The 26985-nt window shown below is 60.1% G+C and carries 25 protein-coding genes; 14 read left to right on the top strand and 11 right to left on the bottom strand.

Annotated features, from left to right (window positions below; genetic code table 11):
- Genes ACMYUN_RS04425 through ACMYUN_RS04400 form a run of 6 tightly spaced genes read left to right on the top strand, consistent with a single transcriptional unit; the run spans nucleotide 1 to nucleotide 3075 of the window.
- Entirely contained in the window at nucleotides 1-474 is a 474-nt protein-coding gene (locus ACMYUN_RS04425; RefSeq protein ID WP_415763066.1) for a type II secretion system protein, read from the top strand.
- A 5-nt stretch (nucleotides 475-479) separates the two neighbouring features.
- Nucleotides 480-854 (top strand): type II secretion system protein, encoded by a 375-nt coding sequence (locus ACMYUN_RS04420; protein ID WP_007919395.1) that lies wholly within the window; start codon nucleotides 480-482, stop codon nucleotides 852-854.
- The gene (locus ACMYUN_RS04415) at nucleotides 829-1368 is read left to right on the top strand and encodes a type II secretion system protein (protein WP_415763065.1); all 540 of its coding nucleotides are present in this window, start codon (nucleotides 829-831) and stop codon (nucleotides 1366-1368) included. The genes ACMYUN_RS04420 and ACMYUN_RS04415 overlap by 26 nt, the downstream gene beginning before the upstream one ends.
- On the top strand, nucleotides 1365-1757 hold the full coding sequence (gene csgE, locus ACMYUN_RS04410; protein WP_415763063.1) for a curli production assembly/transport protein CsgE: 393 nt from the start codon (nucleotides 1365-1367) through the stop codon (nucleotides 1755-1757). The genes ACMYUN_RS04415 and csgE overlap by 4 nt, the downstream gene beginning before the upstream one ends.
- On the top strand, nucleotides 1754-2185 hold the full coding sequence (locus ACMYUN_RS04405; RefSeq protein ID WP_415763062.1) for a curli assembly protein CsgF: 432 nt from the start codon (nucleotides 1754-1756) through the stop codon (nucleotides 2183-2185). The genes csgE and ACMYUN_RS04405 overlap by 4 nt, the downstream gene beginning before the upstream one ends.
- Before the next feature lie 29 nt (nucleotides 2186-2214).
- Nucleotides 2215-3075, top strand: coding sequence for a CsgG/HfaB family protein (locus ACMYUN_RS04400; protein ID WP_415763061.1), 861 nt, complete (start codon nucleotides 2215-2217; stop codon nucleotides 3073-3075).
- Between the two features lie 1490 nt (nucleotides 3076-4565).
- Here ACMYUN_RS04400 and ACMYUN_RS04395 read toward each other — a convergent pair.
- Nucleotides 4566-5561, bottom strand: coding sequence for an IS110 family transposase (locus ACMYUN_RS04395; RefSeq protein WP_310408833.1), 996 nt, complete (start codon nucleotides 5559-5561; stop codon nucleotides 4566-4568).
- A 696-nt stretch (nucleotides 5562-6257) separates the two neighbouring features.
- Here ACMYUN_RS04395 and ACMYUN_RS04390 point away from each other — a divergent pair.
- On the top strand, nucleotides 6258-6608 hold the full coding sequence (locus ACMYUN_RS04390) for a DUF6124 family protein (protein ID WP_415763060.1): 351 nt from the start codon (nucleotides 6258-6260) through the stop codon (nucleotides 6606-6608).
- A gap of 168 nt (nucleotides 6609-6776) precedes the next feature.
- On the top strand, nucleotides 6777-7253 hold the full coding sequence (locus ACMYUN_RS04385; RefSeq protein ID WP_415763059.1) for a hypothetical protein: 477 nt from the start codon (nucleotides 6777-6779) through the stop codon (nucleotides 7251-7253).
- A gap of 116 nt (nucleotides 7254-7369) precedes the next feature.
- On the opposite strand, the gene ACMYUN_RS04380 is transcribed toward ACMYUN_RS04385, so the two are convergent.
- The 4 genes from ACMYUN_RS04380 to ACMYUN_RS04365 form a co-directional block, all read right to left on the bottom strand.
- Nucleotides 7370-8821: a curlin gene (locus tag ACMYUN_RS04380; RefSeq protein WP_415763058.1), complete on the bottom strand. Its 1452-nt coding sequence runs from the start codon at nucleotides 8819-8821 to the stop codon at nucleotides 7370-7372.
- A 26-nt stretch (nucleotides 8822-8847) separates the two neighbouring features.
- On the bottom strand, nucleotides 8848-9312 hold the full coding sequence (locus ACMYUN_RS04375) for a curlin (RefSeq protein WP_415763056.1): 465 nt from the start codon (nucleotides 9310-9312) through the stop codon (nucleotides 8848-8850).
- Between the two features lie 71 nt (nucleotides 9313-9383).
- Nucleotides 9384-11615, bottom strand: coding sequence for an Ig-like domain-containing protein (locus ACMYUN_RS04370; RefSeq protein ID WP_415763054.1), 2232 nt, complete (start codon nucleotides 11613-11615; stop codon nucleotides 9384-9386).
- 35 nt (nucleotides 11616-11650) lie between these two features.
- Nucleotides 11651-12997: a hypothetical protein gene (locus ACMYUN_RS04365; protein ID WP_415763052.1), complete on the bottom strand. Its 1347-nt coding sequence runs from the start codon at nucleotides 12995-12997 to the stop codon at nucleotides 11651-11653.
- Nucleotides 12998-13403: 406 nt separating this feature from the next.
- Between ACMYUN_RS04365 and ACMYUN_RS04360 the strand changes: the two genes are divergently transcribed.
- The 5 genes from ACMYUN_RS04360 (at nucleotide 13404) to ACMYUN_RS04340 (ending at nucleotide 21913) form a co-directional block, all read left to right on the top strand.
- Nucleotides 13404-14852 carry a sensor histidine kinase gene (locus ACMYUN_RS04360; protein ID WP_415763051.1) on the top strand — a complete coding sequence of 483 codons (1449 nt, stop codon included), beginning with the start codon at nucleotides 13404-13406 and terminating at the stop codon, nucleotides 14850-14852.
- Between the two features lie 209 nt (nucleotides 14853-15061).
- Nucleotides 15062-17869, top strand: coding sequence for a multicopper oxidase domain-containing protein (locus tag ACMYUN_RS04355; protein WP_415763049.1), 2808 nt, complete (start codon nucleotides 15062-15064; stop codon nucleotides 17867-17869).
- Nucleotides 17866-18942: an SCO family protein gene (locus tag ACMYUN_RS04350; protein WP_415763047.1), complete on the top strand. Its 1077-nt coding sequence runs from the start codon at nucleotides 17866-17868 to the stop codon at nucleotides 18940-18942. The genes ACMYUN_RS04355 and ACMYUN_RS04350 overlap by 4 nt, the downstream gene beginning before the upstream one ends.
- A 93-nt stretch (nucleotides 18943-19035) precedes the next feature.
- Nucleotides 19036-20514 carry a sensor histidine kinase gene (locus ACMYUN_RS04345; RefSeq protein ID WP_415763045.1) on the top strand — a complete coding sequence of 493 codons (1479 nt, stop codon included), beginning with the start codon at nucleotides 19036-19038 and terminating at the stop codon, nucleotides 20512-20514.
- On the top strand, nucleotides 20483-21913 hold the full coding sequence (locus ACMYUN_RS04340; RefSeq protein WP_415763043.1) for a sigma-54-dependent transcriptional regulator: 1431 nt from the start codon (nucleotides 20483-20485) through the stop codon (nucleotides 21911-21913). Before ACMYUN_RS04345 ends, ACMYUN_RS04340 begins: the two co-directional genes overlap by 32 nt.
- A 38-nt stretch (nucleotides 21914-21951) precedes the next feature.
- Here the strand turns inward: ACMYUN_RS04340 and ACMYUN_RS04335 are convergent, their stop codons facing one another.
- Nucleotides 21952-22299: a hypothetical protein gene (locus ACMYUN_RS04335; protein ID WP_415763042.1), complete on the bottom strand. Its 348-nt coding sequence runs from the start codon at nucleotides 22297-22299 to the stop codon at nucleotides 21952-21954.
- Nucleotides 22300-22532: 233 nt separating this feature from the next.
- Between ACMYUN_RS04335 and ACMYUN_RS04330 the strand changes: the two genes are divergently transcribed.
- On the top strand, nucleotides 22533-23330 hold the full coding sequence (locus ACMYUN_RS04330; protein ID WP_415763041.1) for a class I SAM-dependent methyltransferase: 798 nt from the start codon (nucleotides 22533-22535) through the stop codon (nucleotides 23328-23330).
- A 115-nt stretch (nucleotides 23331-23445) separates the two neighbouring features.
- On the opposite strand, the gene ACMYUN_RS04325 is transcribed toward ACMYUN_RS04330, so the two are convergent.
- The 5 genes from ACMYUN_RS04325 to ACMYUN_RS04305 form a co-directional block, all read right to left on the bottom strand.
- Nucleotides 23446-23754 (bottom strand): addiction module antidote protein, encoded by a 309-nt coding sequence (locus ACMYUN_RS04325; RefSeq protein ID WP_076567387.1) that lies wholly within the window; start codon nucleotides 23752-23754, stop codon nucleotides 23446-23448.
- A 2-nt stretch (nucleotides 23755-23756) separates the two neighbouring features.
- On the bottom strand, nucleotides 23757-24050 hold the full coding sequence (locus tag ACMYUN_RS04320; protein ID WP_076567390.1) for a type II toxin-antitoxin system RelE/ParE family toxin: 294 nt from the start codon (nucleotides 24048-24050) through the stop codon (nucleotides 23757-23759).
- 230 nt (nucleotides 24051-24280) lie between these two features.
- Nucleotides 24281-24973: a GNAT family N-acetyltransferase gene (locus ACMYUN_RS04315; RefSeq protein ID WP_415763039.1), complete on the bottom strand. Its 693-nt coding sequence runs from the start codon at nucleotides 24971-24973 to the stop codon at nucleotides 24281-24283.
- A 57-nt stretch (nucleotides 24974-25030) separates the two neighbouring features.
- Nucleotides 25031-25822, bottom strand: coding sequence for a ChbG/HpnK family deacetylase (locus ACMYUN_RS04310; protein ID WP_039762827.1), 792 nt, complete (start codon nucleotides 25820-25822; stop codon nucleotides 25031-25033).
- Entirely contained in the window at nucleotides 25794-26981 is a 1188-nt protein-coding gene (locus ACMYUN_RS04305) for a GNAT family N-acetyltransferase (RefSeq protein ID WP_415763037.1), read from the bottom strand. Before ACMYUN_RS04305 ends, ACMYUN_RS04310 begins: the two co-directional genes overlap by 29 nt.
- Between the last annotated feature and the right edge of the window lie 4 nt (nucleotides 26982-26985).

Below are 26985 nucleotides of genomic sequence, written 5' to 3'. Positions count from 1 at the left end.
ATGAACGCCTGCCAACGCGGTTTCACGCTGATCGAAGTGGTGGTGACGCTGGCCCTGATCGGCCTGCTGGCGAGCATGGCCGCGCCGCTGACCGAGACCCTGGTTCGACGCGGCAAGGAGCAGGAATTGCGCAATGCGCTGTATCAGATTCGCGATGCCATCGACGCCTACAAACGTGCGTTCGATGCCGGTTACATCGAGAAGTCGCTGAACAGCAGCGGCTACCCGCCGAACCTGAAAGTGCTGGTCGAGGGCGTGCGCGATGTACGCAGCGCGAAGGGCGCCAAGTTCTACTTTTTACGCCGCATCCCGCGTGATCCGCTGGTGCCGGCCAAACGTGACGATGAAGGGGGTTGGGGCCTGCGCGCCTACGACAGTCCGGCTCAGAATCCGCGCGATGGCGAAGACGTCTTTGATGTCTATTCCCACGCGCGGGGCAAGGGCCTCAACGGCATTGCCTACCGCGAGTGGTGAAGCTCATGCGCCGGGAAAAAGGTTTTACCTTGCTGGAGCTGATGGTGGTGATGGCGATCATCGCGACATTGATGACCATTGCGTTGCCGCGCTACTTCAACAGCCTCGAAGCGTCGAAGGAAACCACGCTGCGCCAGAGCCTGTCGGCCATGCGCGAAGCGCTGGATCATTTCTACGGCGACACCGGCCGCTATCCCGATTCCATCGAGCAATTGATCGAGCAACGATACCTGCGTAATGCGCCACTGGACCCGATCACCGAACGCAAAGACCAGTGGGTGCTGATCGCGCCACCGGACGGTGTCGCCGGTGGCGTGGCCGATATCAAGAGCGGTGCTACCGGGAGGGCGCGTGATGGCAGCCAGTATTCCGAGTGGTAACTGCGCGCAGCAAGGTGGTTTTACTTACCTGGGCGTGCTGTTGCTGATTGTGCTGATGGGCATGGGGTTGGCCAGTGCCGGCGAGTTGTGGTCGACCACTGCGCGTCGCGACCGTGAACACCAGTTGCTCTGGGTCGGGACCCAGTATGCGCAGGCGCTGCGCAGCTACTACCGCAGCTCGCCGGGGCTGGCGCAGTACCCGAAAGAACTGGCCGACCTGCTCGACGATCAACGTTTTCCCGAGGCGAAACATCACCTGCGTCAGCTCTATCCGGATCCGATCGGACAGGGTGAATGGGCGCTGCAACGCGGTTTTGACGGACGCATCACCGGTCTCAACAGCGCCTCGACCGAGGTGCCGTTGAAGCAGGCGAACTTCCCGACGCAATGGTCGGATTTCCAAGGTATGCAGCGTTATTCGGACTGGCAGTTCGTTGCCGAAAAAGCCTTCCTCGACGGCGCCAACGGCCCGGCGAAAGGGCAGTCGAAGCAGCCCCAGGCATTGCAGCCATGACTCGCCATTGGTGGTGCGCGCTGATCGTGATGCTTGCGGCTGGCGGCGCGTGCGCTGCTGAAGAAGACGAAATGATGGGGTTCGTCGTCGACGACACGATCTCGCACATCGGCCACGACTTTTACTACTCGTTCACCGAACGCCTGCGCGACACCAGCCCGATGGATTTCAACCTGGTGGTGCGCGAGCGCCCCGACGCGCGCTGGGGCAGCCTGGTGACCGTGGAATATCAGCAACGCCTGGTCTATCGGCGCTTCCTGCCGCCGAACACCGTGGAGCTCAAGGACGAGGCCTACGCGGCCGCCGACTGGGTTCGCCGCCAGGTTGTCCAGCGCAAGCTGGAGGCACTGTTGCAGGACACCACCGACCTTGAGAAGGACGAATTATGAACAACACAACGTTCTCACGGCGCAGCGGATTCTGGATCTCGGGGTTGTTGATCGGCCTTGCCGGCACTGCCGCCGTCCAGGCCACCGAGCTGGTCTATACGCCGGTCAACCCGTCGTTCGGCGGCAACCCGCTGAACGGCACCTGGTTGCTCAACAACGCGCAGGCACAAAACGATCACGACGACCCGGACATCAAGAGCCGCTCGGCCGTGGCCGGGACTTCGGCACTGGAGCGCTTCACCAGTCAATTGCAATCGCGGCTGCTAGGGCAGTTGCTGGACAACATCTCCACCGGCAACACGGGGAGCCTGTCCACCGACTCATTTATCGTCAACGTCATCGACGACTCCGGGGCACTGAGCATTGAAGTGACCGATCGAGCGACCGGTGAGGTTTCGGAAATTCAGGTGAACGGCCTCAACCCATGACGGGCTGACGGTTCCGGGGAGTGACGGACATGAAAAAGATCATCGCGCTAGGGCTGCTGTTGGCGACATTACAAGGGTGCAGTCTGCGTGAGCCGATGTCGGCCGAGCAGGACACCGAAACCCCGACCCTGACCCCCAGGGCCTCGACCTATTACGACTTGCTGAAGATGCCGCGACCCAAGGGGCGATTGATGGCGGTGGTGTACGGTTTCCGTGACCAGACCGGGCAATACAAACCGACCCCGGCGAGTTCGTTTTCCACCAGCGTGACCCAGGGCGCGGCGTCGATGTTGATGGACGCGATGCAGGCCAGCGGCTGGTTTGTCGTGCTGGAGCGTGAAGGGCTGCAGAATCTGCTGACCGAACGCAAGATCATTCGCGCTTCGCAGAAGAAGCCGAATACGCCGGTGAATATTCAGGGTGAGCTGCCGCCGTTGCAGGCGGCGAACATGATGCTTGAGGGCGGGATCATTGCCTATGACACCAATGTGCGCAGCGGTGGGGAAGGGGCGCGGTATCTGGGGATTGATTTGCAACGTGAGTATCGGGTGGATCAGGTGACCGTGAATCTTCGCGCAGTGGATGTGCGCAGTGGGCAGGTGCTGTCGAACGTGATGACCAGCAAGACGATTTACTCGGTGGCGCGCAGTGCCGGGATTTTCAAGTTTATCGAGTTCAAGAAGTTGCTGGAGGCTGAGGTGGGGTATACCACCAATGAACCGGCGCAGCTTTGTGTGTTGTCGGCGATCGAGGCGGCGGTGGGGCATATGGTGGCGCAGGGCATTGAGCGGCGCTTGTGGCAGGTGGCGGGGGATGTTTCTTCGCCTGGGCAGGAGGATGTTCTGAATCGGTATTTGACTCAGAACAAGATTGATCCTGAGGCTGAGTGAGGTTTTTGCTGTTGAGCTTGGCGGCCTGATAGCCGACCAGGCTCTCTCGGTCGAAACCGGTTCAACTTGTAGGAGTGAGCCTGCTCGCGATAGCTATCTATTGGGCATCGACGATATCGCGAATGCACTCAGACCTTGTGGGAGCTGGCTTGCCAGCGATGGCGGCCTCACAGCCGTCCAATCTCTGGCAGACGTACCCAGTTCCAATGTGGGAGCCAGCCTGCTGGCGATGGCTTTCTTTCAGGCGCTGATTTTTTGTTCTGTGTACATCTCCGTTGCTGCGGTCACGGCCACTTAGGGTTCCGCCCTTACGGCGGGTCACCTTTTTCAAACGCCAAAAAGGTAACCCAAAAGGCTTGCTCCTACGTTCGGCCCTCGCAAGCTCGGGTCCCTTCGCTCCGGATCGATCCGGGCGCAGCGGCTACGGTTTGCTGCGCTGCACCTCCTTCCGCTGTGTCTGGCTGCGCCAGACGGTCGCTGCGCTCCCACGCCCGGATCAATCCCTCCACTCAGCCTTCCGACGTCGCCGGTGGATCAAAAGCAAGATCAAAAGCACTCGAGCTAACGCTCATCCTGTTGAGTGGGGCGGCTTTGCCGCTTGGGTTGTACGACATTAAAACTGTGGGAGCGAGCCTGCTCGCGAAGGCGGCCTGACAGCCCCCAATCTCTTGCTGACAACACGCGATTCAATTGTAGGAGTGAGCCTGCTCGCGATAGCTATTTCTCAGACACAGTAGCTATTGCGGGTGTACCCAAATCCTTGTGGGAGCTGGCTTGCCAGCGATGGCGGCCTTACAGCCGACCAGGCTCTGGCAGATGTACCCAGTTCCAATGTGGGAGCCAGCCTGCTGGCGATGGCTTTCTTTCAGGCGCTGATTTTTTGTTCTTTGTACATCTCCGTTGCTGCGGTCACGGCCACTTAGGGTTCCGCCCTTACGGCGGGTCACCTTTTTCAAACGCCAAAAAGGTAACCCAAAAGGCTTGCTCCTACGTTCGGCCCTCGCAAGCTCGGGTCCCTTCGCTCCGGATCGATCCGGGCGCAGCGGCTACGGTTTGCTTCGCTGCACCTCCTTCCGCTGTGTCTGGCTGCGCCAGACGGTCGCTGCGCTCCCACGCCCGGATCAATCCCTCCACTCAGCCTTCCGACGTCGCCGGTGGATCAAAAGCAAGATCAAAAGCACTCGAGCTAACGCTCATCCTGTTGAGTGGGGCGGCTTTGCCGCTTGGGTTGTACGACATTAAAACTGTGGGAGCGAGCCTGCTCGCGAAGGCGGCCTGACAGCCCCCAATCTCTTGCTGACAACATACGATTCAATTGTAGGAGTGAGCCTGCTCGAGATAGCTATCTCTCAGACTCAGTTGCTATTGCGGATGCACCCAAATCCTTGTGGGAGCTGCGGTGCGACGATTCGACTTGCCAGCGATGGCGATCTATGAGCCGACCAATTCCCGCCGGTTGCACACATTCACTGTAGATACTCTGTTCACGGTCAAGCTTTTTGGACGTGTTTACCGCTAAAAAGCTTGGCCGTGTCGAAGTCTTCTCCGGCCTGCATGCAGGCCCATAGTCCGGTCAGGTATTTGCGCATGACTGCGACGATAGCTTGCATCTTCCTCTTTCCTCGGGCCACCAACGCTTCGTAAAACGCTTTCACGTTCGGGTCGCAACGTATGGCGGTCAGCGCAGGCATGTACATCGCTGAGCGCAAATAGGCATTGCCGCCCTTACTTATCCGGCCGGGTTTATCAATGCTGCTTCCTGATTGCGTGAGTCGGACATCGAGTCCGGCATGGCGGCTAACCTGCGCGGATTTAAGCGTCACCGGTAAGGTCGTCAGTTCAGCCAGCGCTGCAAATACTGAGATCTCACCCATGCCTGGAGCGGCAATCATGTGTCCAAACTGGGCGCTCAACATTGGGCAGTTGTCGATCAATGCCCGACCAGCGACACGGAAACGCTCGATTCGTTTGTCAAAGGCGTTGATGGCCTCTTCTTCATCCTCAATCAGCATCGGGAGTGTTGTTTGAGTAGCTTTTAGCGCATGCAGCTCGTTTTTGGCGCGGGTGCGGTGACCTGTCAAACGATTGATGTGGCGGCCGATAGCACGCAGCTCAAGCTGTATTGAAGTGGGCGGCGTCCACAACCTTGGGCTCATCCGTTCGCCGTATTCAGCTAATAATTGGGCATCGATTGCGTCCGTTTTGCTGTTTTTCAGCATCAGCTTTGCAAAGTTGTGAAAACTCTTCGGATTGATAACCGAGACTGGCAAACCCGCCGCAGCGAGCTCCATGGCCAAGTCCAGGTAGTAGATACCGGTGGCTTCCATCACCACAGATATCGGCTTGAGCTCAAGCAATTTGCCGACAGCAGCCTTGCGCCCCGCCGGCGTCTGGTCGATATTGCACTGACCTGCAAAGCGGCCGCCATTGCGCCAGCCCATCGCTGTAGTGCGAGATCCCACATCCAAACCGACGTGCATGTTCATGCTTTCAACTCCAAGAGAACTGAGTTAAAAATGCTTCCTGGTTCCCCTGACCTCGAACTTCATGCCACTGCAACCTTGTAATGCGAAGTCCGACTCGTCGGCTTCTCGATACTCTTCGTGGTGGGCAATGAGGCGGGGGGACCTCTCTACAGACAAGGTCAGGAGCAAGTCCTGCCTTAAGGAGCGATCGGTCTCCCCCAGAAACACATCTTCGTATGTCGCACCAGCGAGCTTAGATCTCATTCATGCTGGTGTCTGGGGAACATACAAGGAGCTGCCGAAGGCTGCGATCTTTTGACTTTGATTTTTTAAGATCAAGATCAAAAGATCGCAGCCTGCGGCAGCTCCTACCCGTGCGTATTTCAATTCGGAATGTTTAAAGGTTGTTTCGATTTTGCAGAACTTTCCCACAGGGTTTTCAGGTTGTCCGTCGGACGTCCGGTCTCTAGCCTGTGTTCGTCGCTGCCAAATCAGTGACCGGGATTGGGAACCCCGACGTGAACCGAGCGCATTTGCGCTTTTCATGACGCATGCTTGCGCACCTTTATTGTGTGCACTCCGTTATGGCGGCTGTGCGCGGGAGACCTTCGGGTCAACCGGGTTCTCCGTTCCCCGGGTTTGCAGCCTGCGTACAGCTGCCACCTATTCGTTCGGAAACCGAATGGGCCAGCTTCACTTCAGGATCGGAGATTCACCATGAAAAAACCAAACCCCAACCCCCCAGAACCAGACATCAACACCACATCCCCCTACGCCTGCGTCGACAGCAAAAAACTCCACACAGCCGCCGACCGCGCCCTCGATTACTACCTCAATCCCACCGCCCGCATCATGGCCAGCGCCAACGAGCCGGAGCCCAGCTACAACACCGAATCCCTGCTCGCCAACGCCAGTGAAACCCTCGGCTCGGCCAGTGAAATGCTCAACAACTTCGCCGCCTCCCTGGATCCCTCGCACCGCAAGACCGCGCTGGGCATCGCGCAGGTCGTCATGCTGGGCGAACTGGCCGTCAACCAAGCCCTTGATCACGTCGAACTCAAGAACTGAACACACCAATTGATCGTTCCCACGCTCTGCGTGGGAATGCAGCCCTTGACGCTCTGCGTCATAAGCGGGTTTCAGTTCCACACGAATCGAGGAAGGCAGCGATACACTGTAGCGTTTTCACGTCCGCTGATCTGCCAGCCGTGTTCGAAGGGAATAACGAGGCAAAAAATGAAAGGGAAATTTTTTACGAACAGGCGAGTCAGTTTTGGTTTGGTGGCAGTTCTATCGGTGAATGCGGCGTTGTTGGCGTTGATCGTATGTAGCGATTATTTAAATCGACACGATATGAAAATGATCAAAACTAAAGAACCGTTGCTTATCGAAGGTCCAAATGGCGACGATAATTTCTATGTCCTGCCTCTGGGCACTACGCTCTACCACGATAAAAGCTTTCCTGAAGGTCACGATCGTTATGTGGTGTATCTAAATCATAAGGGCGTGATTGCTCACGAAGAAGTGCCCATGAAGCCTGAGTATGGTGGTTCTTTTATTGATCCACTCTGGCTGGCAAATGTGGATGCGGATACTTTGAAAGAAATTTTCAAGCGTTTTCCGCTTTCCAAAAAAGATATCGCAGCCGCTATTAAGGCCAACGAGTTAACCAAGGATGATCTGGCCGACATCATTCGTTCAATGCCAGATTGATGGGCTTAGTAGGAGCTGCCGAAGGCTCGGGGCATGATCGGCAGCTCCTACAAAGAGCCCACAAAAAACCGCGACCCCCCCTCACCAGAGAATCGCGGCCAATCAACACCCAACCGCTACTGCTGCAAAACCGTCGCCTGGTTAGCCGACCCGAACTGCTGAATATTCGCCGTCTGCGTAACCCCACTCTGATCGACATTGGCAATGTTGCCCGTCCCGCCCTGGGTGACATACGCCACGTTCATCGTATCTGCCTGTTTAACCGTGATCATGTTGTCGCTGCCATACAGTTGCGCGGTGTACGCCTGGTTGCCCGAGCCTGATTGATCAAACGATGCGCTGTTGCCGGTGCCATTCGAAGAGCCCTGCACCAGGTTGCCCGTGCCGCGCTGATCCGAGATCAGAATGTTGTCACTGCCATTCTGATCAAAGTACAGCTCGTTATACGACTCGGCCTGACTGACCGTGGTTTTGTTGCCCGTCCCGGTCTGACTGGTGGTCATTACATGGCCGACGCCATCCTGAGTGAAGCTGGCGATGTTGCCATTGCCCGCCTGGGTGACGGTGGCGCGCTGGCCGCTGCCGAACTGACCGCCCGATTGCGGGCCTTTCCAATTGCTGGCGTAGACCTTGTTGTCGTTGCCCACGGAGGTAGCGTTGAGCACGTGGCTGTCGCCGTTCTGGTAGGTGAAGTGCACGTTGCCGTTGCCCACCTGATACAGCGCCAAAGTCGAGTTGACCGACTCGAACTGGTCGGCGTAGATCGCGTTGGCATTGCCGACCTGGGTGACGGCGGCGGCGTTGTTTTCGCCGAAGCTCTGGTCGACCACGGTTTCGTTGCTGTCGCCATACTGGTTGACGGTGGCCTGGCTGGCGGTTTGCGCGTCTTGCCAGATCTCGGTGCCGTTCAGGCTGCCGAACTGGTTGATGGTGATGCTGCCACCGGTGCCGTTGCGCTGATCGCCGTAGGCGTAGTTGCTTTCGCCGGCCTGGTTGATGCCGATCTGGCCGCCATTGTGGGTGACCTGTTCGGCGGTGCCGTAGTTGGCGGTGCCGTATTGGGTGATCACCGAGCTGTTGCCGACCCCTTCGTAGAGTTGTTCGATGTTGGCTTCGTTGCTGTCGCCGAACTGCAGGGTTTTCGCCTCGCTGCCGTTTTGCGAATCCTGGTAGACGAAGGAGAAGTTGCCAGTGCCTTGCTGCTGTTGCAGCGCGCTGTTCGCTGAGCCGAAACCCAGCGACTGGCTGGCGTGGGTGGTGTTGAAGGCGCCGACCTGTTGCTGGGTGATGGTGGCGTTGTCTTCGTAAAGCTGTTCGGCGTAGGCCGCGTTGTAGTCGCCGACGGCGTCCTGAGTAATCACGCTGCTGGCGTGATCCTGCACGGCGGCGGCGTCGTTGCCCTGGCCCAATTGGGTCTGGGTGGCGCTGCTGAGAGGGGCCTGGGTCTGTTTTACATCTGCGATGTTGGCCGTACCGGCCTGGCTCTGGTTGGACAGGCTGTCGTCGGCCATGGCCTGGGCACTGATCATGACCAGCAGGGCGGCGGTGAGGGGCGTCAGTTTGAACATGATGAACTCTCCGATGAGTGCAGTGCTTAGCGATATTGCTTGACCGAAACGCTCATGCCGTTGCCCGACTGGGTCACGGCGCTTTGCAGCCCCGTGCCGGCCTGCTCGATGCTGGCGTCGTTGTTGTTGCCGTTTTGCGAAATCTGCGCGCGGTTGTGGCTGCCGTTCTGCGTGATGTAGGCGGCGTTGCCGGAACCGTTCTGGTTGATCAGCGCCATCAGGTCGCTGCCCTGTTGCAGGATGTACGCCTCCTGATTGCTGCCCGCTTGCACGATCTGCCCGAGCAGCGACTGACCGTTCTGTTGCAGCAGGGCGACGTTGGCCTGGCCGAGTTGATCGATCAGGGCTTGCTGACCCACAGGTGCGGGCAGTTCGCCGAGGTCGGAGCTGGTGGCTGCCAGATCGTCGTTTTCCATCAAGTCATCGGCACGCGCGCCCGCTGTGCTGCACAGCACAAGCAGGCAAAGCAGGGCGGCGGTCGACGTGTTCATGGTGTAAATCCTTTCAGGCGTTAACCTTCAAGACCGCGCCGCGGTCGCTCGCAAGCGGCCGGGGCGCAGGCTCAGAGCGTGGTCACCGACACCGTGCGCACGGTGCCCTGGGATGAACGGATCGTCGCAGTCGGGTTGGCCGATGGCACCACCAGCGTGTTGTTCAGCGTCAGCCGCCAGCGTCCGGTCACCGGTACCGTGGTGCTGCCCAGCGTAACGACGCCGGTTGGCGTGCTGACCTGCACTGTGATGGTGTTGCCGGTAGTCACTGACGAGGTGCCGGTGAAGTCCCAGTTGAAGCGACCGCCGGAACGCGCCTGCACCGTGGACGCGGTGACGGTGAACGTTTCCGCCGCTGGCCGTGGCGACACTTGCACCGTGACCGTGGCCGGCGTCGACAGGGCGCCGAAGCTGTCCCGGGCGATGTAGGTGAAGGTCGTGGTGAACGCCGTGGTCACGGTGGCCGGTGGGGTGTAGGTGATCACTGTGCCGTCGGTGCTGACCGTGCCACGGCCGGCTGCCGGTTGGGTCAGACTGTTGACGCCCAGCGGCACGTTGCCTTCCGGATCGGTGTCGTTGGCCAGCACGTTGATAGGGATTGCCACGCCCAGGGTGGCGACGCTGTCCGCGACGGCGGTCGGGGCCTGGTTCGGGGCCACGGTGATCGTCACGGTCGCCGGGTTGACCGAGGCCAGGCCTTTGGCGTCCTGGGCCTTGTAGGTGAAGCTGGTGGTCAGCGGTGCATTGACTACCGCTGGCGGGGTATAGACCACCGCTGCCGTGCCGCTCAATACGACGCTGCCTTGGCCGGTTGGCGGTTGCGTCAGCGCGGTGATGCCCAGCGGCGTATTGCCGTCGGGGTCGCTGTCGTTGGTCAGCACGCTGAGGGTGATCGGCACACCGAAACTGGTACTGCCGCTGTCCGCATTGCTGATCGGCGCCTGATTTTCACCGGTGTCCGGCGCAGTGCCGACCACGACGACGGCTTCGGTGTCACTGCCGCCTGCAGCAGATTTCACCGTCACGGTAGCCGGAGGCTGGGTCAGGTCGGCGACGGTGATGCGCTGCAAGGTGCCGCTCTTCGACAGGCGTCCATAGCCTTGGGCAACCATGTCCGGAATCGCCACTTCATCGCTCGATGTCGCCTCGATCAACAGGCTGTGGTTGTCCCAGCTGTAGCGTGCGGTCTGCACTTTCACCACATCGGTTAGTTTGCTCGATACCGCCGTCGGCCGGGTGGTGCCGGTCGGGTTGGTCGCGGTGACCACGATCACCGCAGGTACCGGGCCGGAGCCCAGACGCTGGCCGAAGAACAAACCGTTGTTGTCACCCAGAAGACTGGTCTGGCACGGCGTGGCGGGCGGCCCGGGCAACAGCGCGATGCTTTCCCTGAAACACAGTGAGGAACTGCTGTCTGCTTTGGCGAAGACCTCGGCGCGCACACCTGCAGCGGTGCGGCGATAGGTGGCGCGGTCGATGTCGACCTGGGTCTGCTGACGGTTGTCGAGCACCTTGCCGGACAGGCTGAACAGGTTCGACTGGATCGTCCCGGCCGGGCCGGTGATGCGCACGAAGTTGGTGTTGAACGGGCTGCCGGTCACCGCCTCGTTGAGGTTGGGGTCGCCGACGAAAGTTTCCGTGGCGCCGGTGTCCGGGTTCACTTCGGTGTAGGGACCGTTGACGCTGCGCAGGAACGGACCGAGGTCACCATTGATCGCACCGGTAAAATTGCCCGGTGCACCGATGCCGATGTCGCGGGTGATATTGATGGCGCGGCGACCGGGCGTGGTGACATTGACCGTTTCAACGCCGTACGGGTGGGTAATGGTATAGGTGCCGGCGGTCGGCACCGAGACGCGAATGCGGATGCGCGCGAAGCTGGCCTGATCGCCATCGATGGGGTTCTCCGAAGCGAACGCCGCTTCGATCCCGGCGACGTAGGCGTCGAGTTCGTAACCGCTGTTGCCGACCTGCGGGATCGCTGTCTCGGCCAGAAACCAGAACGCCTCCGGCGGCCAGTTGTCCGGGAAAATCATCGGTTGGGCATCATCAAAGATGCCCGGCTCGGCGAGCAGGATGCACATGTAGGCCGGCGGCGTACTCACCGGCACCCGCGAACTGGCGGCGCGCGACTGGCACAGTTCCATCGACAGCAGATTGTTGTCCTGATACCACATCGGGAATTTCCCGGTGGCGAAGGTGTAGGGGCCGGGGTCGACGGCGGCCAGTTGCGCATAAGCGCTGCCGGTCAGCGAAAGAGCGAGCCCGAGCGCGTTGAGCGCAAAGCGTGGCCACTTGTTCATGATGCCTCCTGATGCGGATCTGGGCATGTGAGCGTTCATTGCACGATGACCACTTCTTCGGTATCGCTGCCGCCGTTGGACGACGTCACGCGAACCTTGGCCGGCGGGATCGGCGAGATGCCGGTGGCCAGGGTTTTCACCGCGCCGTCGCCGCCCAACGCACCGATAGCGGCGCCGCTGACGGAACTGGCGGTGAGCACTGGCGGCGAGGTTTCGTCACTGGTCGATGCCACCAGCGTCAACTGCCCGGAACTCAGGCTGTATTCGGCGCGCTGGATCACCACCAGATCGGTGAGGGTCATCGGCAGGGTGGTCGGGGTGCTGCTGGCGATAGCCAGGTGGTTGTCAGCGGTCACTTGCAGCGTGGTCGGCAAGGTCGGGTTGGCGGGCGATTGCGCATACCAACTGCCGGTGGAATTGGCTTCGGTCATGTTCAGCACCGGCGTGCTGCTGGTGACTGCTGCGGTGCCGGGGGCCGGTGGCGCCAGGACGAAAACGTCCTGTTGCGCCACGGGTGCACTGGCGCCGGCCTTGCGTGAGTAAGTGCTGCGCTGAGTGATCAGCGGCGTTGGCCGCACCACAGTTGATAATTTGCCCGAGACGGCGAACGTGGTCGTTCGCAGGTCGAGGCCGTTGGGCCCTTCGATACGCACGAAGTTGGTGTTGAACGGGCTGCCGGTGACGGCTTCGTTGAGGTTCGGATCGCCAACGAATTGCTCGGCGGCACCGGATACCGGGTTGGTCTCGGTGTACGGGCCGTTGACGCTGCGCAGGAACGGGCCGATGTCGCCCTTGAGCGCGCCGTCGTAGGTTTTCGGCGTGCCGATGCCGATGTCGCGGGTCATGTTGATCGCGCGCCGCCCGGGGGTATCGATATTGAACACGTCGACGCCGTAGGGGTGGGTGATGACGTAGGTGCCGGCGGTGGGCACGTCGACCCGAATGCGGATCCGCGCGAAGCTGACTTGATCACCTTCTACCGGTTCCTCGGCAGCGAACGCGGCTTCGATGGCGCTGACATACCCCAGATCGATTCCGCGCGCAGCGTCGACGATGGCGGTCTCGCCAGTGAACCAGAACGCTTCGTCAGGGAAATTGGTCGGGAAGACGATCGGTTGCGCGTCGTCGAAAACACCGGGGGTCGGCAGCAGCGAGCACATGTACGACGGCGCGCCGGGAGCGCTCGGTACGCGGGAGCTGAGCGCCTTCGACAGGCACAGGTCCAGGGTGCGGCCATGGGAATCCTGATACCAACTGGCGAAACCGCCGGTCGCCGGTGCATACGGGCCGGGATCGACAGCAAACAGAGCGGCCTGGGCGATGCCCTGGGCCAAGGCGCTCACGACCAGGACGGTCGCGGTTTTGGACAGTAAAGGGTGCATGAGTTAAGCCCTCTATCGAAGTGCCTGCCCCTTGGGGACGGGTCAGTTGCAGGGGGCTGTACACCTTCCATGCCAAGGTGGGGTGGATGGACGGGAAATGGCCGGGATAGAGGGCCTGGCGGGCAACATGATCAGCTTCGTGGCTTGCGGGGACAGGGCGAATGCCCCCAGAGTTGGGGGCGCTGGGGATGAACACTGAACGGCTGTCGGTGTAGATCCTGTGGGAGCGAGCCTGCTCGCGAAAGGAACATCCTGGGAGGCATATGTCTACTGAACCACCGCCTTCGCGAGCAGGCTCGCTCCCACAGAGAGGGATGGTGTTCGGGGGAACGCACCGCTGTCCCCGTATCCGGGCAATCCCCCAACCGTGGGCTATACCTATGGAGACGCCTCGGGAATCGCCGCCATGAACATGCAGTCCAGTTCGCTTGCGCTACAGGGGGACAAGCGGCAGTCGGGCTCGCGCAAGCGGCCGTTCAATCTGCTGCGCTGGTTTTCGCTGATCAGCATGGCTGTGATCGGTACCGTAGCGGTGGCGCTAGGCACCGTTTCGACGAGGTTCGTGATCGAAGAAAGCGTGCAGCGCGATGCCTTGCTCACGGCGCAGTTCATCCAGGCCATCGCCTCGGCCGAGGTGCGCCACGTTTCCATTGCCAATGTCCGAACCATGGGCGAATTGCTCGACCCGCGTCAGGACCGATCCTTTACCGACGTCGACCCGCAAGCCCGTGCGGCTGCCCGCGCCGAGTTCCTGGACCACATCGAGCATCTTCCGGACGTCATCCTGGCCAATATCTACGCACCAGACCGGCAAGTGATCTGGTCGACCAATCCAGCGCTGATCGGCACCAACATTCATGCCGATGAAGATCTCGATCGTGCCTTCAATCAAAAGATCCCGGTGTCGGCCAGCTACCACAACGTCGACAAGGCGCGAGAGGAGCAGAAATTCGTCACGCCGCCGGATTACATCTTTATCGAAAACTACATTCCGTTGTTCGACGCCGACGGCAAGAACGTCACGGCGATGGTCGAGATCTATAAAGAACCCAAGGACCTGATCACCCGTATGGAGCGCGGCCTGGCGCTGATCTGGCTGGCGACCGCGCTGGGCGGTGGCTTGATCTATCTGGGCTTGTACTGGATCGTGCGGCGCGCAGCGATTCTGCTCGCCGCCCAGCAGAAGCAGCTGATCGCCAATGAAACCTTTGTCGCGCTGGGTGAGATGTCTTCCGCCGTAGCGCACAGCTTGCGCAATCCGCTGGCGACGATTCGCTCCAGTGCCGAGCTGGCCCTGGAGTTTGACAGCGGCCCGGCGCAGAAAAACATCCACGACATCATCGGTCAGGTCGACCGCATGTCGAAATGGGTGCGCGAGTTGCTGCAGTCCCTGCGTCCGCTCAGCGATGACCCTGAGCCGGTCAACCTGGTGGCGACGCTGCACGAATGCCTCGTCGCTTTCGAACAGCAGATCGCCCGAACCGGTGTGCGCGTAGTGTTTCAACCGCAAAGCACACCCATGGTACTGAGCCAGCCGGTGCAGCTGGCACAGATCCTCAACAGCCTTTTGGCCAATGCATTCGAGTCCATGGACAAGGGTGGTACCTTGACCGTCCAGCTTGAACCCAGCAACGATCGACGCGTGTGCGTGATGCTGAGCGATACCGGCAAAGGCATGAACGAAGAACAGCGCACCATGGCGTTTCGACCGTTTTTTACCACCAAGACCGGTGGCCTGGGGGTCGGTCTGGTGCTGGTCAAACGCATCATGGAACGCTTCGGCGGTGGTGTGACACTCGACAGCCGCGAAGGCGAAGGCACGAACGTTCGCCTGGTTTTTCAGCCAGTCCCCTGATCAACAGATCGCAGCTTTTGGTAGCTCCTACACGGATTTATATAAATCACGAATATTTATGAACTCCCCCCGTTAATGGGTGTCAAGCCCCGGTCGCTGGGGAATGGGGAATCACTCAGTCCTTCCAAGTCACTGTTACAAAAAGAAATGATTTATTGGCGCGCTCGTTGCAGAACTCCATCACCCCTTCCTTGCTGAGGTGGCTGGTGATGGACAGAGCAATGCGTGATCCGAGTAATACCTTTCTGCTGACCCCCATGAGCGTCTTTTTGCTGGTGACGCTTGGCATGGTCGGGGGCGTTCGGGCCAGTCCGATCGATGACGAGCGACAGCCGGAAATCTCTGATCCATCGGCCTACTACGACGAGCCCGCTGATCGCGCCGGGGCGCTGAATGCCATCCTGACCATGCCCGAGGCCAACGAAGACTCATTCGATCTGCCGGACGGCGTCAAAGGCTCGCGTGATTCGACGCGGATCGAGAACGTGCTGCCGCCGACAGTGCAGACCAGTTTCAATTACCCCACCAATGGCAAACCCAGTCCGCTGTATGGTGCGCAGCCGTTTACTCAACAGCTGACCTTGTTCGAAGAGTTCGGCCCGGAAAAGCTTGACCCGGCCACACCGGCGGCATTATTGCCGTTCCCGTCGGTCGCGATTGGCCCGGCGCCCGCGCAGGATCCGAACAATGTTGCCCGCAGCGCGCCGCCCGGCAGTGCGCTCGATGCCTTTTTGCGCCAGCCCGGACTGACACCGTTTCCCAGCCAGTTTTCCAACGTGGTTGACCGCAATCCCTGGCAAACCCAGATCGAAGTCTTCCTCAACCGCCACATCGGCTCATCAGCAGAAGGGCGCCCGCCGGGAAAAGGCTGGGCGCATCAGCGCTGGAACGAGTTTTATCCGCAAGCGGCCTATAAGACCGTGCAGACCGGGGCGCGCCTCAATGGAGGCCTGCGTGACAGCCTGCAGATGCACGGCTATGCGCTGGGCGAGTTCGGCCCCGGCGGGCTGTATCACAACGTGGCCGGCCTACCGGCGACCGACGGCACTGCAAAAGGTGTCGACCCTCGTTTTCACCCGAACATGCCGGTGCAAAACCACAATGCGGTGTGGACCTTCGACGGCACACTGCCGCCGAAACTGTTGATGGTGCGCTACGGCCAGCCTGTGCTGATGCGCCATTACAATGGCCTGCCGATCGATCCGTCGGCCAATCGGGGCTTCGGTCTGCACACCATCAGCACCCACGAACACAACGGCCACGCGCCGGCGGAGAGCGACGGCTATGCCAATGCGTTCTTCTTTCCGGGGCAGTTCTACGACTATCGCTGGCCGATCCAGCTCGCCGGCTACGACAGCATCAATACCAAGGCTGAAGATCCGCGCGCGGCGTTCCCCTGCGCGCCGGGGGAAACCCTGTGGGTCAACGACCTCACCCCGGCGAAAAAGACCTGTGACAACGGCACCATCAAGATCCGTGGCGACTGGCGTGAAACCATGAGCACCCACTGGTTCCACGACCACATGCTCGATTTCACCGCGCAAAACGTCTACAAGGGCAACGCGGCGATGATGAACTACTACAGCGCCCTGGATCGCGGTAACGAGTCGGTGAACGATGGCGTCAATCTGCGTCTGCCCAGCGGCAGCGCCTTGCCGTGGGGCAACCGCGACTACGACGTCAACCTGGTTTTCGCCGACAAGGCGTGGGATCAGGAAGGCCAGTTGTGGTTCAACCCGTTCAACACCGATGGCTTCCTCGGCGATCAGGTGTTGGTCAACTGGCAATGGAAACCAAGCCTCGACGTGCGTGCGCGCAGTTATCGCTTGCGCATGCTCAACGGTTCGGTGTCGCGCTACTTCAAACTGGCGCTGGTGCGAGAAATCAAAGGCAGTGGCGGCGAGTTTGCGGGGCCGAAAAATGGCGGCGTGTCGTATAGCCGCGTGCCGTTCCACATGATTGCCAATGACGGCAACATCATGGAACACAGCGTGCCGTTCGACGGCAGCATGGACCTCGACGCCGACGGCGATAAGCAGAATCACAACGCGATTCTGCCGACCCAGGGTATCGCCGAGCGCTTCGATATCATCGTCAACTTTTCAAAAAACGGCATCAAGCCGGGCGATAAGCTGTTCTTCGTCAATATGCAGGCTCATGACGACGGCAAGGGACCGAAAGACGTCATTCCACTGGCCGACATCCTTTCCGAGAAATATCTGGCGGTGATCAAACAGACCAGTAAAGGCCCGCAATGGGATCGGGGCGATCCGGCGGTGGGCAAGGTTCTGCAGCTCAACGTCAAGGCTTATACCGGTCAGGATCTGGCGATGAACCCGGCAGCCTATGAACCGGCCAAACCGGGCAAGGCCGAAGGGCTGGTGATGATTCCGCTGAAAATTCACCGTGACAATACTGCCGACAAAGCGCTGCTGGCCAACGCCCGGCATCGCACCTTCACTTTCGGCCGATCCGACGGCACCGATCAGGCACCGTGGACGGTCAAGACGGATGGCGGCTTCGGCTTCCACATGGATCCGCGTCGGCTGAATGCCTCGACCCAGCTCTCCAGCGGCCCTACCGATGCTGGCGTCACCGGATTCGGCACCCTGGAGGTGTGGAACATCAAGGCCGGCGGCACGGGCTGGAGCCATCCGGTGCACGTGCATTTCGAAGAGGGGATCATCCTCAGTCGCGGCGGCAAGGCGCCGCCAGAGTGGGAAAAATGGGCGCGCAAGGATGTCTATCGCATCGGTTCGGAACGTGATGGTCTGGACAGTGTGGAAATGGCGATCAACTTCCGCGAGTTTGCCGGCACTTACATGGAGCATTGTCACAACACCCAGCATGAGGACAATTCGATGTTGCTGCGCTGGGACCTGGAGAAACCCGGGCAGTTGCAGCTGATGCCGACACCGCTGCCGAGCTGGGATGGCGTGCGTTACGTCAATTCCGCCGCGCTGCCGACCTTCCGCAATGGCGATGGCATGGGACCGCAAGTGGTGGTCAAGCCATGAACCGCCGGCACGCTTACCGGACTTGGCATACTCCGCGCTCCCGGGCGCTGGGCATGCACCTGGTGCTGATCCTGGTGGCCTGCGTGCTCGGCAGCCGCGTGCTGCTGGCGCACCAGGCCAGCTCCGGCGCGGCGACAATGGCCAGCGAAACCGCCACACCGTGGGGCAGCGATTATTTTCCCGACACGTTGCTGACCGATCAGGATGGTCGGCAGCTACGGTTTTTTGATGACCTGATCAAAGACAAAGTGGTGGTGATCAATTTCATCTTCACCTCCTGCAGCGATTCCTGCCCGCTGGAAACCGCGCGCCTGCGTCAGGTACAGAAGCTGCTCGGTGATCGGGTCGGCCAGGACATCTTCTTCTATTCGATCAGCATCGACCCTCTCAGCGATACGCCCGATGTGCTCAAGGCTTACGCGCAACGCTTCAAGGTCGGCCCCGGCTGGAAGTTTCTCACTGGCGAATTGGCAGACGTCACCGAGCTGCGCAAGACGCTTGGCCTGTTTATCGATGGCGTCGACAACGGCCGCAGCAAGGATCACAACCTCAGCCTGATTGTCGGCAACCAGAGCACCGGGCGCTGGATGAAGGCTTCGCCGTTCGAAAACCCATGGATCCTCGCCGATCAACTGGCCAACACCCTGCAGAACTGGAAACAGCCGAGTACCGAGCAAAGCTACGTCAACGCTCCGGATATTCGACCGCCAAGCAGTGGCGAAGAATTGTTTCGCACACGCTGCGCCTCGTGTCACAGCCTCGGGCCGATGGATGGCCAGGGCATTGGCATGCGCAGCATCGGTCCGGACCTGATGGGTGTGACCCGCCAGCGTGATCCGCAGTGGCTCAACCGCTGGATCCGCGAGCCGGATCGCCTGCTCGCTGAAAAAGATCCGATTGCCCTGCAACTCTACGAACAATTCGAGCGAATCCCGATGCCCAACCTGCGCCTCGACGAATCGGCCGTGCAATCGATCATTGAATTTCTTGCGGATGAAACCGAGCGCCAGCAGCCGTCCGTCAACGCTGTGACGGCTGGCGCTGGAGCCGCAGCCGTCAGTCGTATGCAATAGCGGCAAAATACAATCACTGAGCCGTGTGTCGCGGTCAGAGCCACCTACACTGATGGTTGTCAGCGACTCGCGATAATCTCCCGGGGCATTCCCATGCAGCGACTGGAAGCACGAAAGGCGCCTGCAACGACCGTCAAGGGCTGGCGCGAACAGTTCAATCTGCTGCGCTGGTTTTCGCTCGCGAGTTTTTCCATCATCGCTGCGGTCGCGCTGGGCCTGGGCTATATCTCCACGCGGTTTGTGGTGACCGAGAGTGTCGAGCGCGACGCGTTGCTGACCGCGCAATTCATCCAGGCCATCGGTGAGGCGGAAATGCGCCACGCCAATATCACTCCTGCGCGGACCATGGGCGAGATGCTCGATCCCCGTCAGGACAACCACTATCCCGATGTCGATCCGGCTGCACATGTCTCGGCCCGCACTGAATTTCTCGATCATGTCGAGCATCTGCCGGACATCCTTCTCGTTACCGTCTACGCGCTCGATCGCACGGTGATCTGGTCGACCAATGCGGAGCTGATCGGCGTGCACATTGAGGATGACGATGAACTCGACGAGTCGTTCGAAATGAAAGTGCCGGTCTCCTCGAGCTATCACAAGATTGACGAGGAGCGCCCGGAACAGCGCCTGCTGCGTGAGCCGAAATACCTGTTCATTGAAAACTACATCCCGATGTTCAATGCCGACAAAAGCAAAGTCATCGCCATGGTCGAGGTGTACAAGGAACCGTCGGATCTGGTCGATCGCATCGATCGCGGTTTCGCCTCGATCTGGGCCGCCACGTTTTTCGGTGGCGCAGCGATTTTTCTCGCTTTGTTCTGGATTGTGCGACGGGCGGCGAAGCTGCTGCAGAGCCAACAGCAACAGCTGGTCAGCAACGAAACCTTTGTCGCCCTGGGCGAGATGTCCTCGGCGGTCGCGCACAGCCTGCGCAACCCACTGGCGACTATCCGCTCCAGCGCCGAACTGGCCCAGGACATCGCCAGCCCTGCGGCGCAGCGCAACATCGGCGACATCATCAGTCAGGTCGACCGTATGTCGCGCTGGGTCCGCGAATTGCTGGTGTCGCTGCGGCCGATGTGTGACGACGGCGAAGCGGTGGATCTGGTGATGGCGGTCGAGGATACGATTGGCGCGTTCGATGCGTTGATCAAACGCAGCAACGTCGAGGTGCGATTCAGCCGGCAGCACTGTCCGGCGATCGTCAGCCAGCAGGTGCTACTCACGCAGATTCTCAACAGTCTTTTTGCCAACGCCCTCGAAGCCATGCCCAAGGGCGGGGTGCTCAGCATCGAATTCGAAACGCCGCAACCCGACAGCGTGCGCATGACCCTCAGCGACACTGGCAAGGGCATGAGCGCACAGCAGCAGTTGTCGGTGTTCAAACCATTTTTCACCACCAAACAGGGCGGCCTCGGGGTTGGCCTGGCGTTGGTCAAACGCATCATGGAGCGTTTCCAGGGCTCGGTCGTCCTGACCAGTCGCGAGCAGGAGGGAACCCGCGTCAGTCTCAACTTCAAAGTGGCATCGGGAGGGGAATATGGAACACAGCATTCTGCTGGTCGAGGATGACGAACTGCTGGCCGAGAATATTCAGACCTACCTGGAGCGCAAGGACTTCGAGGTGACTGTCTGCCATACGGCCGAAGACGCGCTGGAACAACTGGGCAGCTTCATGCCGGACATCGTCCTGACCGATAACTCGTTGCCGGGCATGAGCGGTCACGAACTGATCCAGAAGCTGCGCATCAGCGCACCGGATCTGAAAGTGATCATGATGACCGGTTACGGCAACGTCGAAGACGCCGTAGTGGCGATGAAGGAGGGCGCTTTTCATTACGTCACCAAACCGGTCGCACTGCAGGAACTCAAATTGCTCCTCGACAAAGCCCTGGCCACCGAGCGGCTGGAACGCACGCTGTCGTTCTATCAGGAACGCGAGGCGCAGAAATCCGGGGTGCAGGCGCTGATCGGCGATTCGTCGCCGATGCAGTATCTGAAACACACCATCGAACAGTTGCTCGACGCCGAGCGGCGCATGGCCAACACCGATCTGCCGCCGGTTCTGGTCGAAGGCGAGACCGGCACCGGCAAGGAACTGGTGGCCCGGGCGCTGCACTTTGATGGCCCGCGCAGCAAGGGGCCGTTCATTGAATTCAACTGCGCATCGATCCCGTCGAATCTGGTCGAGTCGGAATTGTTCGGGCATGAGAAGGGCGCCTTCACTGACGCCAAGGATCGTCGGGTCGGGCTGGTCGAAGCGGCCGATGGCGGCACGCTGTTTCTCGATGAAATCGGCGAAATGGATTTATTGCTGCAGGCGAAGATTCTCAAACTGCTCGAAGACCGGACGATTCGCCGTGTGGGCTCGGTGAAAGAGCGCAAGGTCAATCTGCGGGTGATCAGCGCCACCAACTGCAATCTGGAACAAATGGTTCAGCAGGGCAAGTTCCGGCGCGATCTGTTTTTCCGTTTGCGCATCATCTCGATCAAGGTCCCGCGCCTGTACGCCCGTGGTGAAGACATCCTGTTGTTGGCCAGGCATTTCCTCGCCAGCCATGGCAAGCGGTATGGCAAACCGAATCTGCATTTCAGTCAGCAGGCCGAGGAATTGTTGTTGAGCTACACCTGGCCCGGCAACGTGCGGGAACTGCGCAATATGCTTGAGCAAACCGTGCTGCTGGCACCCAGCGATACCATCGCCGCGCATCAGTTGAACGTGTGCATGAGCCTGGTCGATGAGCCGCCGTTGCATGTGCATGAGGCGCCGTTGCATTACGAACCGCGCCCGGCGAGCAATACCGAGTCGATGAACCTGCCGGAAGTCGAGCGCGACATGGTGCGCAAGATGCTCGACAAAACCGACTGGAACGTGACCAAGTCCGCACGCCTGCTGGGCCTGAGCCGCGACATGCTGCGTTACCGCATTGAAAAACTCGGCCTGGCCCGTCCGGACAAGCGGCCGTGGTAAAGCGGACGCAGCGCCTGATGTCTGCAAGAGGTGTGGCCTCAATGTTGCTGCCGGCTCAGACATTCCAGCACGCAACTCGGATCCAGCACTTCGTCATTCACGTAAATCCCGCGCTCGGCATCGTAGGTGCGGATAAACACCCGCACCGTCGCATCCGCCACGGTCGGCAATTGTGAATCGGTAAACTCCTGGCCTCCCGGCAGCACGATGAAGTCTGCGGGCGCGGTGTCCTCGTAAGGTCTGGGCGGCGTAGCGCTCAGCGAGTACGGAGCAGGGTGGGCGAAGGGCTGGTTGGGCCCGTAATAACTGAAATTGCTGTCCAGCGCTTGCGCCTCAGTGGCAGCGAGCAGACAACCAGTCAACAGCAGCCGATCGAGCTTTAGCATGGCGGCACCTGCGAATGCGTTTTTCCCCAAGGCTGTTAACTATAGCTGCCTCGGACGAAATTCACGCAGGAGCTGCCGAAGGCTGCGATCTGTTGATCCTGCTTTTCAACATCTTCAGATCGCAGCCTGCTGCAACCCTGGCGCGGGTTGCCTTACACGTTTGCAACAACCGAAGTGATCAGGCTGATCTAGACTTGGATCCGCTCAATCACGAGCCTCATCCGGAGTGCGACATGGAAGTGCCCAACCCCAAAACCGCCGTCGAGAGCAATCGACAGGCGTGGAACGATTCCGCCCGCCATCATCAGGACTCACCGGACTGGCAGGCATTGCTCAGCGACGTCGTGCAGGCGGAGTTTTGCTGCCTTGATGACACCTTGCGCGGCTTGCTGGACGTCGACGGCAAAGACGTGATTCAACTGGGCTGCAATAACGGTCGCGAGAGCCTGTCGCTGTTTGCGCTGGGTGCGCGCAGCGTGGTCGGCGTGGATCAATCCGCAGCCTTTCTCGCACAGGCCCGCGAGCTAAACAGCCGCTCGCCGCACACTGCCGAATTCGTCGAGAGCGACATCCACCATCTGCCCGCATCGCTGCATAACCGCTTCGATGTTGCCCTGATCACCATTGGCGTACTCAACTGGATGCCTGACATCGGCGAATTCTTCCGTCATGTCGCGCAGGTGCTGAAGACGGGCGGCAAACTGGTGATCTACGAAACCCATCCGTTTCTGGAGATGGTTGATCCGCAGGCTGAAGATCCCTACCGCCTCGCCAGTTCGTACTTCCGTGCCGAGCCGTTTGTGCAGGAAGAACCGATCGTTTACGTAGGTAAAGTCGAGCAGCCGGCGGCGAAGTCGTACTGGTTCGTGCATACGCTGGGCGCGATTTTCAGCGGCGCCATTGGAGCGGGGCTGAGCATTTCGGATTTTCAGGAGTATGCGCATTCGAATCGGGAAGAGGTGTATGACTGCTACCTGAACCAGCAGGCGCAGATGCCGATGTGCTTTAGCCTGGTGGCGAGCAAGGCCTGAGAACCTTTTTTGCGATGACAGGCCTCTTCGCGAGCAAGCTCGCTCCCACAGGGAAACGCATCCCAATGTGGGAGCGAGCCTGCTCGCGATGGCGGCCTTGTGACCGCCAGAAAATTCAGGGAACGGCGTGATTGACTGCGTGCCCCGGCTGCGCATAAAGATCAATGCCCAGCGCATGAATCACCTTCAACACTGTGTCAAAGCGCGGCTTCGCTCCGGGAGCAAAAGCTTTGTACAAACTTTCACGACCCATGCCTGAATCCTTGGCGATCTGCGTCATTCCTCGCGCCTTTAACACGTAGCCGATTGCGCGAAGGAATTCTTCGCTGTCTCCGTCTGCAAGCACCTGTGACAGGTACTCACTGATGGCTTCATCACTGTCGAGCAGCGCGACCATGTCGAAATTCGTCAAAGTCTGGCTCATGGTTAAACCTCCTTTGCCATTTTTTGTGCGCGTCGGATGTCTGCGCTTTGTGAGGATTTGTCGCCTCCGGCCAGCAGAATGATTACTGCGCCATTGCGGATTGTGAAATACACCCGGTAGCCCGCGCCAACATCCAGACGCATCTCAGAGACTCCATCGCCCACCGATTTGGCGTCGCCGAGATTGCCTGTTGACGCCCGATCAATACGCCGGGCGATAGCCACTTTGGCGCGCAAGTCTCTAATCGAACGGTGCCAAGCCTGGAATATTGCGGTTTGCTGGATAAGATAAGTCATTGCTCGACTGTATCCAAGTGGATACGGAAAAACAGTCGGCCAAGTCTTTACTGGATGTTGGAAGTGTCGTCACAGTTTGTAGGCAACCAGCCAATCGCTTGTGAGAGCTGCGGGTGCAGCTACTGGCCTCTTCGCGAGCAGGCTCGCTCCCACAGGGAAACGCATTCCAGTGTGGGAGCGAGCCTGCTCGCGATGGCGGCCTTGCGACCGCCACATTTCACAAGGCCGGATCAAGCCTGCGCCGCTGCACTCACCACCGGCCGGCCCGGTTTGCGCAGCGGGTCCAGGCGTGATCCTTCGTAGAGGGTTTCGCGGAAGAATTTCCAGCGGCCGAACAGGCAATAAACGTGGGTCACCCGGCCTTGTTCCTGATAGCCCATGCGGATATGCAGTTTCAGCGCCGGGATGTTGTGGGTTTCGCAGACATCGACCACCTTGTTGCAACCTTGCGCCGCCATCGCTTGCCAGAGCGCAACCTGTACGTCCACCGACAGGCTGCTGCCGAAGTAGGCTCGGGTCATCTCGCCGCCGAATTCGAAAAACTCACCGGGTTTGACCGGGAAGGTGCAGCCGTAATAGTGGCGGTCGTGATAGTCGCGAATGCTGCCCCAGATAAAGCCCACGGCGTGGCCATCGGCGTCCAGGTACATGTGCCCGGTGTGGCCCTCGGCAGCCAGTTCGGCCATGGTGCCGACGCGGTCGCCGAAGTGTTTGCTGAACGCCACGGCATTCTGCGCGGTGATGTCGACTTTGCGCAGGCCTTCATATGGGCGCAGTTTGTGCGGTGGCACCGGGCTGACCAGGTCGCGCTCCATCCACAGCAGTTCCCAGTGGAAGAACACGTAGCGTTTCCACAACGTACCGACGGTGCGGCCCAGGCCTTTCTGTCTGATGCGATCTTGCACTTTGGTGATGATGCTCATGATGCCCCTCCAGGGTCTTGGCCCGGATGTTGTGGTGAGTGTCGTTACAGCGGTGATTCATTCGAGCGCCGTGGCGCCCTGCGTTTCTTCTCGATTGAGGTCGGCATACGAGACTCGCGCAACGCCTCTCAAACCCTGTTCGAGGACCTCGCTCAAAGACTCGCCGGAGTCGAGATAGGCATCGCCGAAATCGACGCCGAGGCGGGTCGGGTGGGCAACGATTTCCAGCACGCCGTCGCTGGGGACGCTCGCGTTGCGCAGATCCACCGGGGTGCAGACGTAATCGGCGGTGAGCCGTGCCAGATTCTGCAGACGGCCATTAAGCAAACCTTTGAATATGCGCTTGGGCAGCGTGAGGTTGTGCCCAAGGTTGCGCGCCAGCCGGATCGGTACGCCTTGCTCGGCGGCAAACTTCGCGACGACTTCGCCGATCGGCCAGATGTTGTGGACGTGCTGGTGCGAGTCGATATGGCTCGGACGCATGCCGTGATCGACGCAGCGTTGCCATTGCGCCTGCAATTCGGCGCGCACCGCGTCCCGGTCTGCGCGACCCAGCCACAGGCTGTGGCGGGGCAGGTTGAGGTCGAACACGCCGTTGCCATCGCAGAAAGTTTGCCGCCCCAGGATCGCCTGGCTCAATGGGCGCCCATAGGTCAGGTTGAAGTGCAGGCCGATCCGCCCTTGCAGCGCCGGATGCCGAGCCATGGCGCAGGCAGCTTCGAACGCCGGCATGTTGGCCATGGCCGTGGCCGAGCTGATCAGGCCGGCCTGAAAGGCAGCAAAAATGACCGCGTTTTCATTGGCGCTGAGACCGAAGTCATCAGCGTTGACTATGACTTGGCGAGGCATGGCCGCCCTCCGGAGTGATTGCGACAGGTTGCACCAGCGCTGCAGGTTTTTTGTTTGCGCGCCTGGCACGCCATTGTTGTACGGCGGGCTTGCAGCGGTACCAGATGCGCAGTGCCAGACCCAATGCCAGCCCACTTGGGCGCCACGAATAGAAACTCCAGCGCCAGTGTTCCAGTTGCCCGGTCATGCGTTCGTGCAGTTGATGGCTGGAGTTTTCCAGGCTGACCCGCGAGCCATCTATCCAGCGCCAGTGTTCATCCAGGCCCCAGCGAATCCATTCCTCCAGTAACACCCGGCCACTGCCCAGGTCGGCGTATTGCGGCAGGAATGCGAGGTTGTAATCGTAGAGCCGGCCCTGTTCGAGCAGGCCCAGGCGATAGCTGATGCAACGGCCGTTCAGCTCAAGCATCACCACGCGTACCAAGCCTTGGCCGGCGAGGGCGGTGAAGGCGCGTTCGATCCATTGGCGACTGCGCGGCGTGGCGAAAATCCCGACGCCTTCATCGCCTTTCCAGCTCACCGCTTCGACTTCGCTGATGGTCTGCAACAAGGCAGCCATGCTCAGCGCATCTGGAGTGATCCGGCGGATCTGCGCACCGCACGCGGCAATCCGTTTGCGTGCACGACGCAGTTTGTAGCGCGGGTCGCCGGAGACTTCCTGATGGTCGGCTTCGCTGATCAAATGCACCGGCACCCGGCAACTCAGGCGTCGTTCGGCCGTGGAGCTGCGCGCCATCCATGCGGTGATGGTACTTTCTTCACCCGCCGGTTCCGACAGCTCATTGAGTTGCAACAGCGCATGCGGCAGGCGCTGGCGAATCAGCACCAGCGCCTCGCGCATGTCCTCGCCGCCGAGCAGCGACAGCAAAGCCAGACGATCGGCCAGCGGATAACCCAAGTGATGCAAGACCCGAAACGGCACGCCGGCGAAGCGCTCGCGGCTGGCCACCAGCGGCAGGCACAGACGCAATTCTGCCGCTTCCCAACCGAGCAGAATGTGCAGGCGCTGATCCTCGCGCAGGGCCTGTTCCGCCGCGCACAACCAACCGAGATTGTTGAACGGCGTATGGTCGGTCACGCCCAGGCGCAGCGTTTCATACGCGGTTGCCGGGAAGTCGGCGGCGCACAGCGACGTGCGCCATTCGAATCGCATCACCATAGGT

Source organism: Pseudomonas sp. CP4, from assembly GCF_047758505.1.
Taxonomy (GTDB): domain Bacteria; phylum Pseudomonadota; class Gammaproteobacteria; order Pseudomonadales; family Pseudomonadaceae; genus Aquipseudomonas; species Aquipseudomonas fluorescens_AO.
This window is presented reverse-complemented; position numbering and strand designations above follow the sequence as displayed.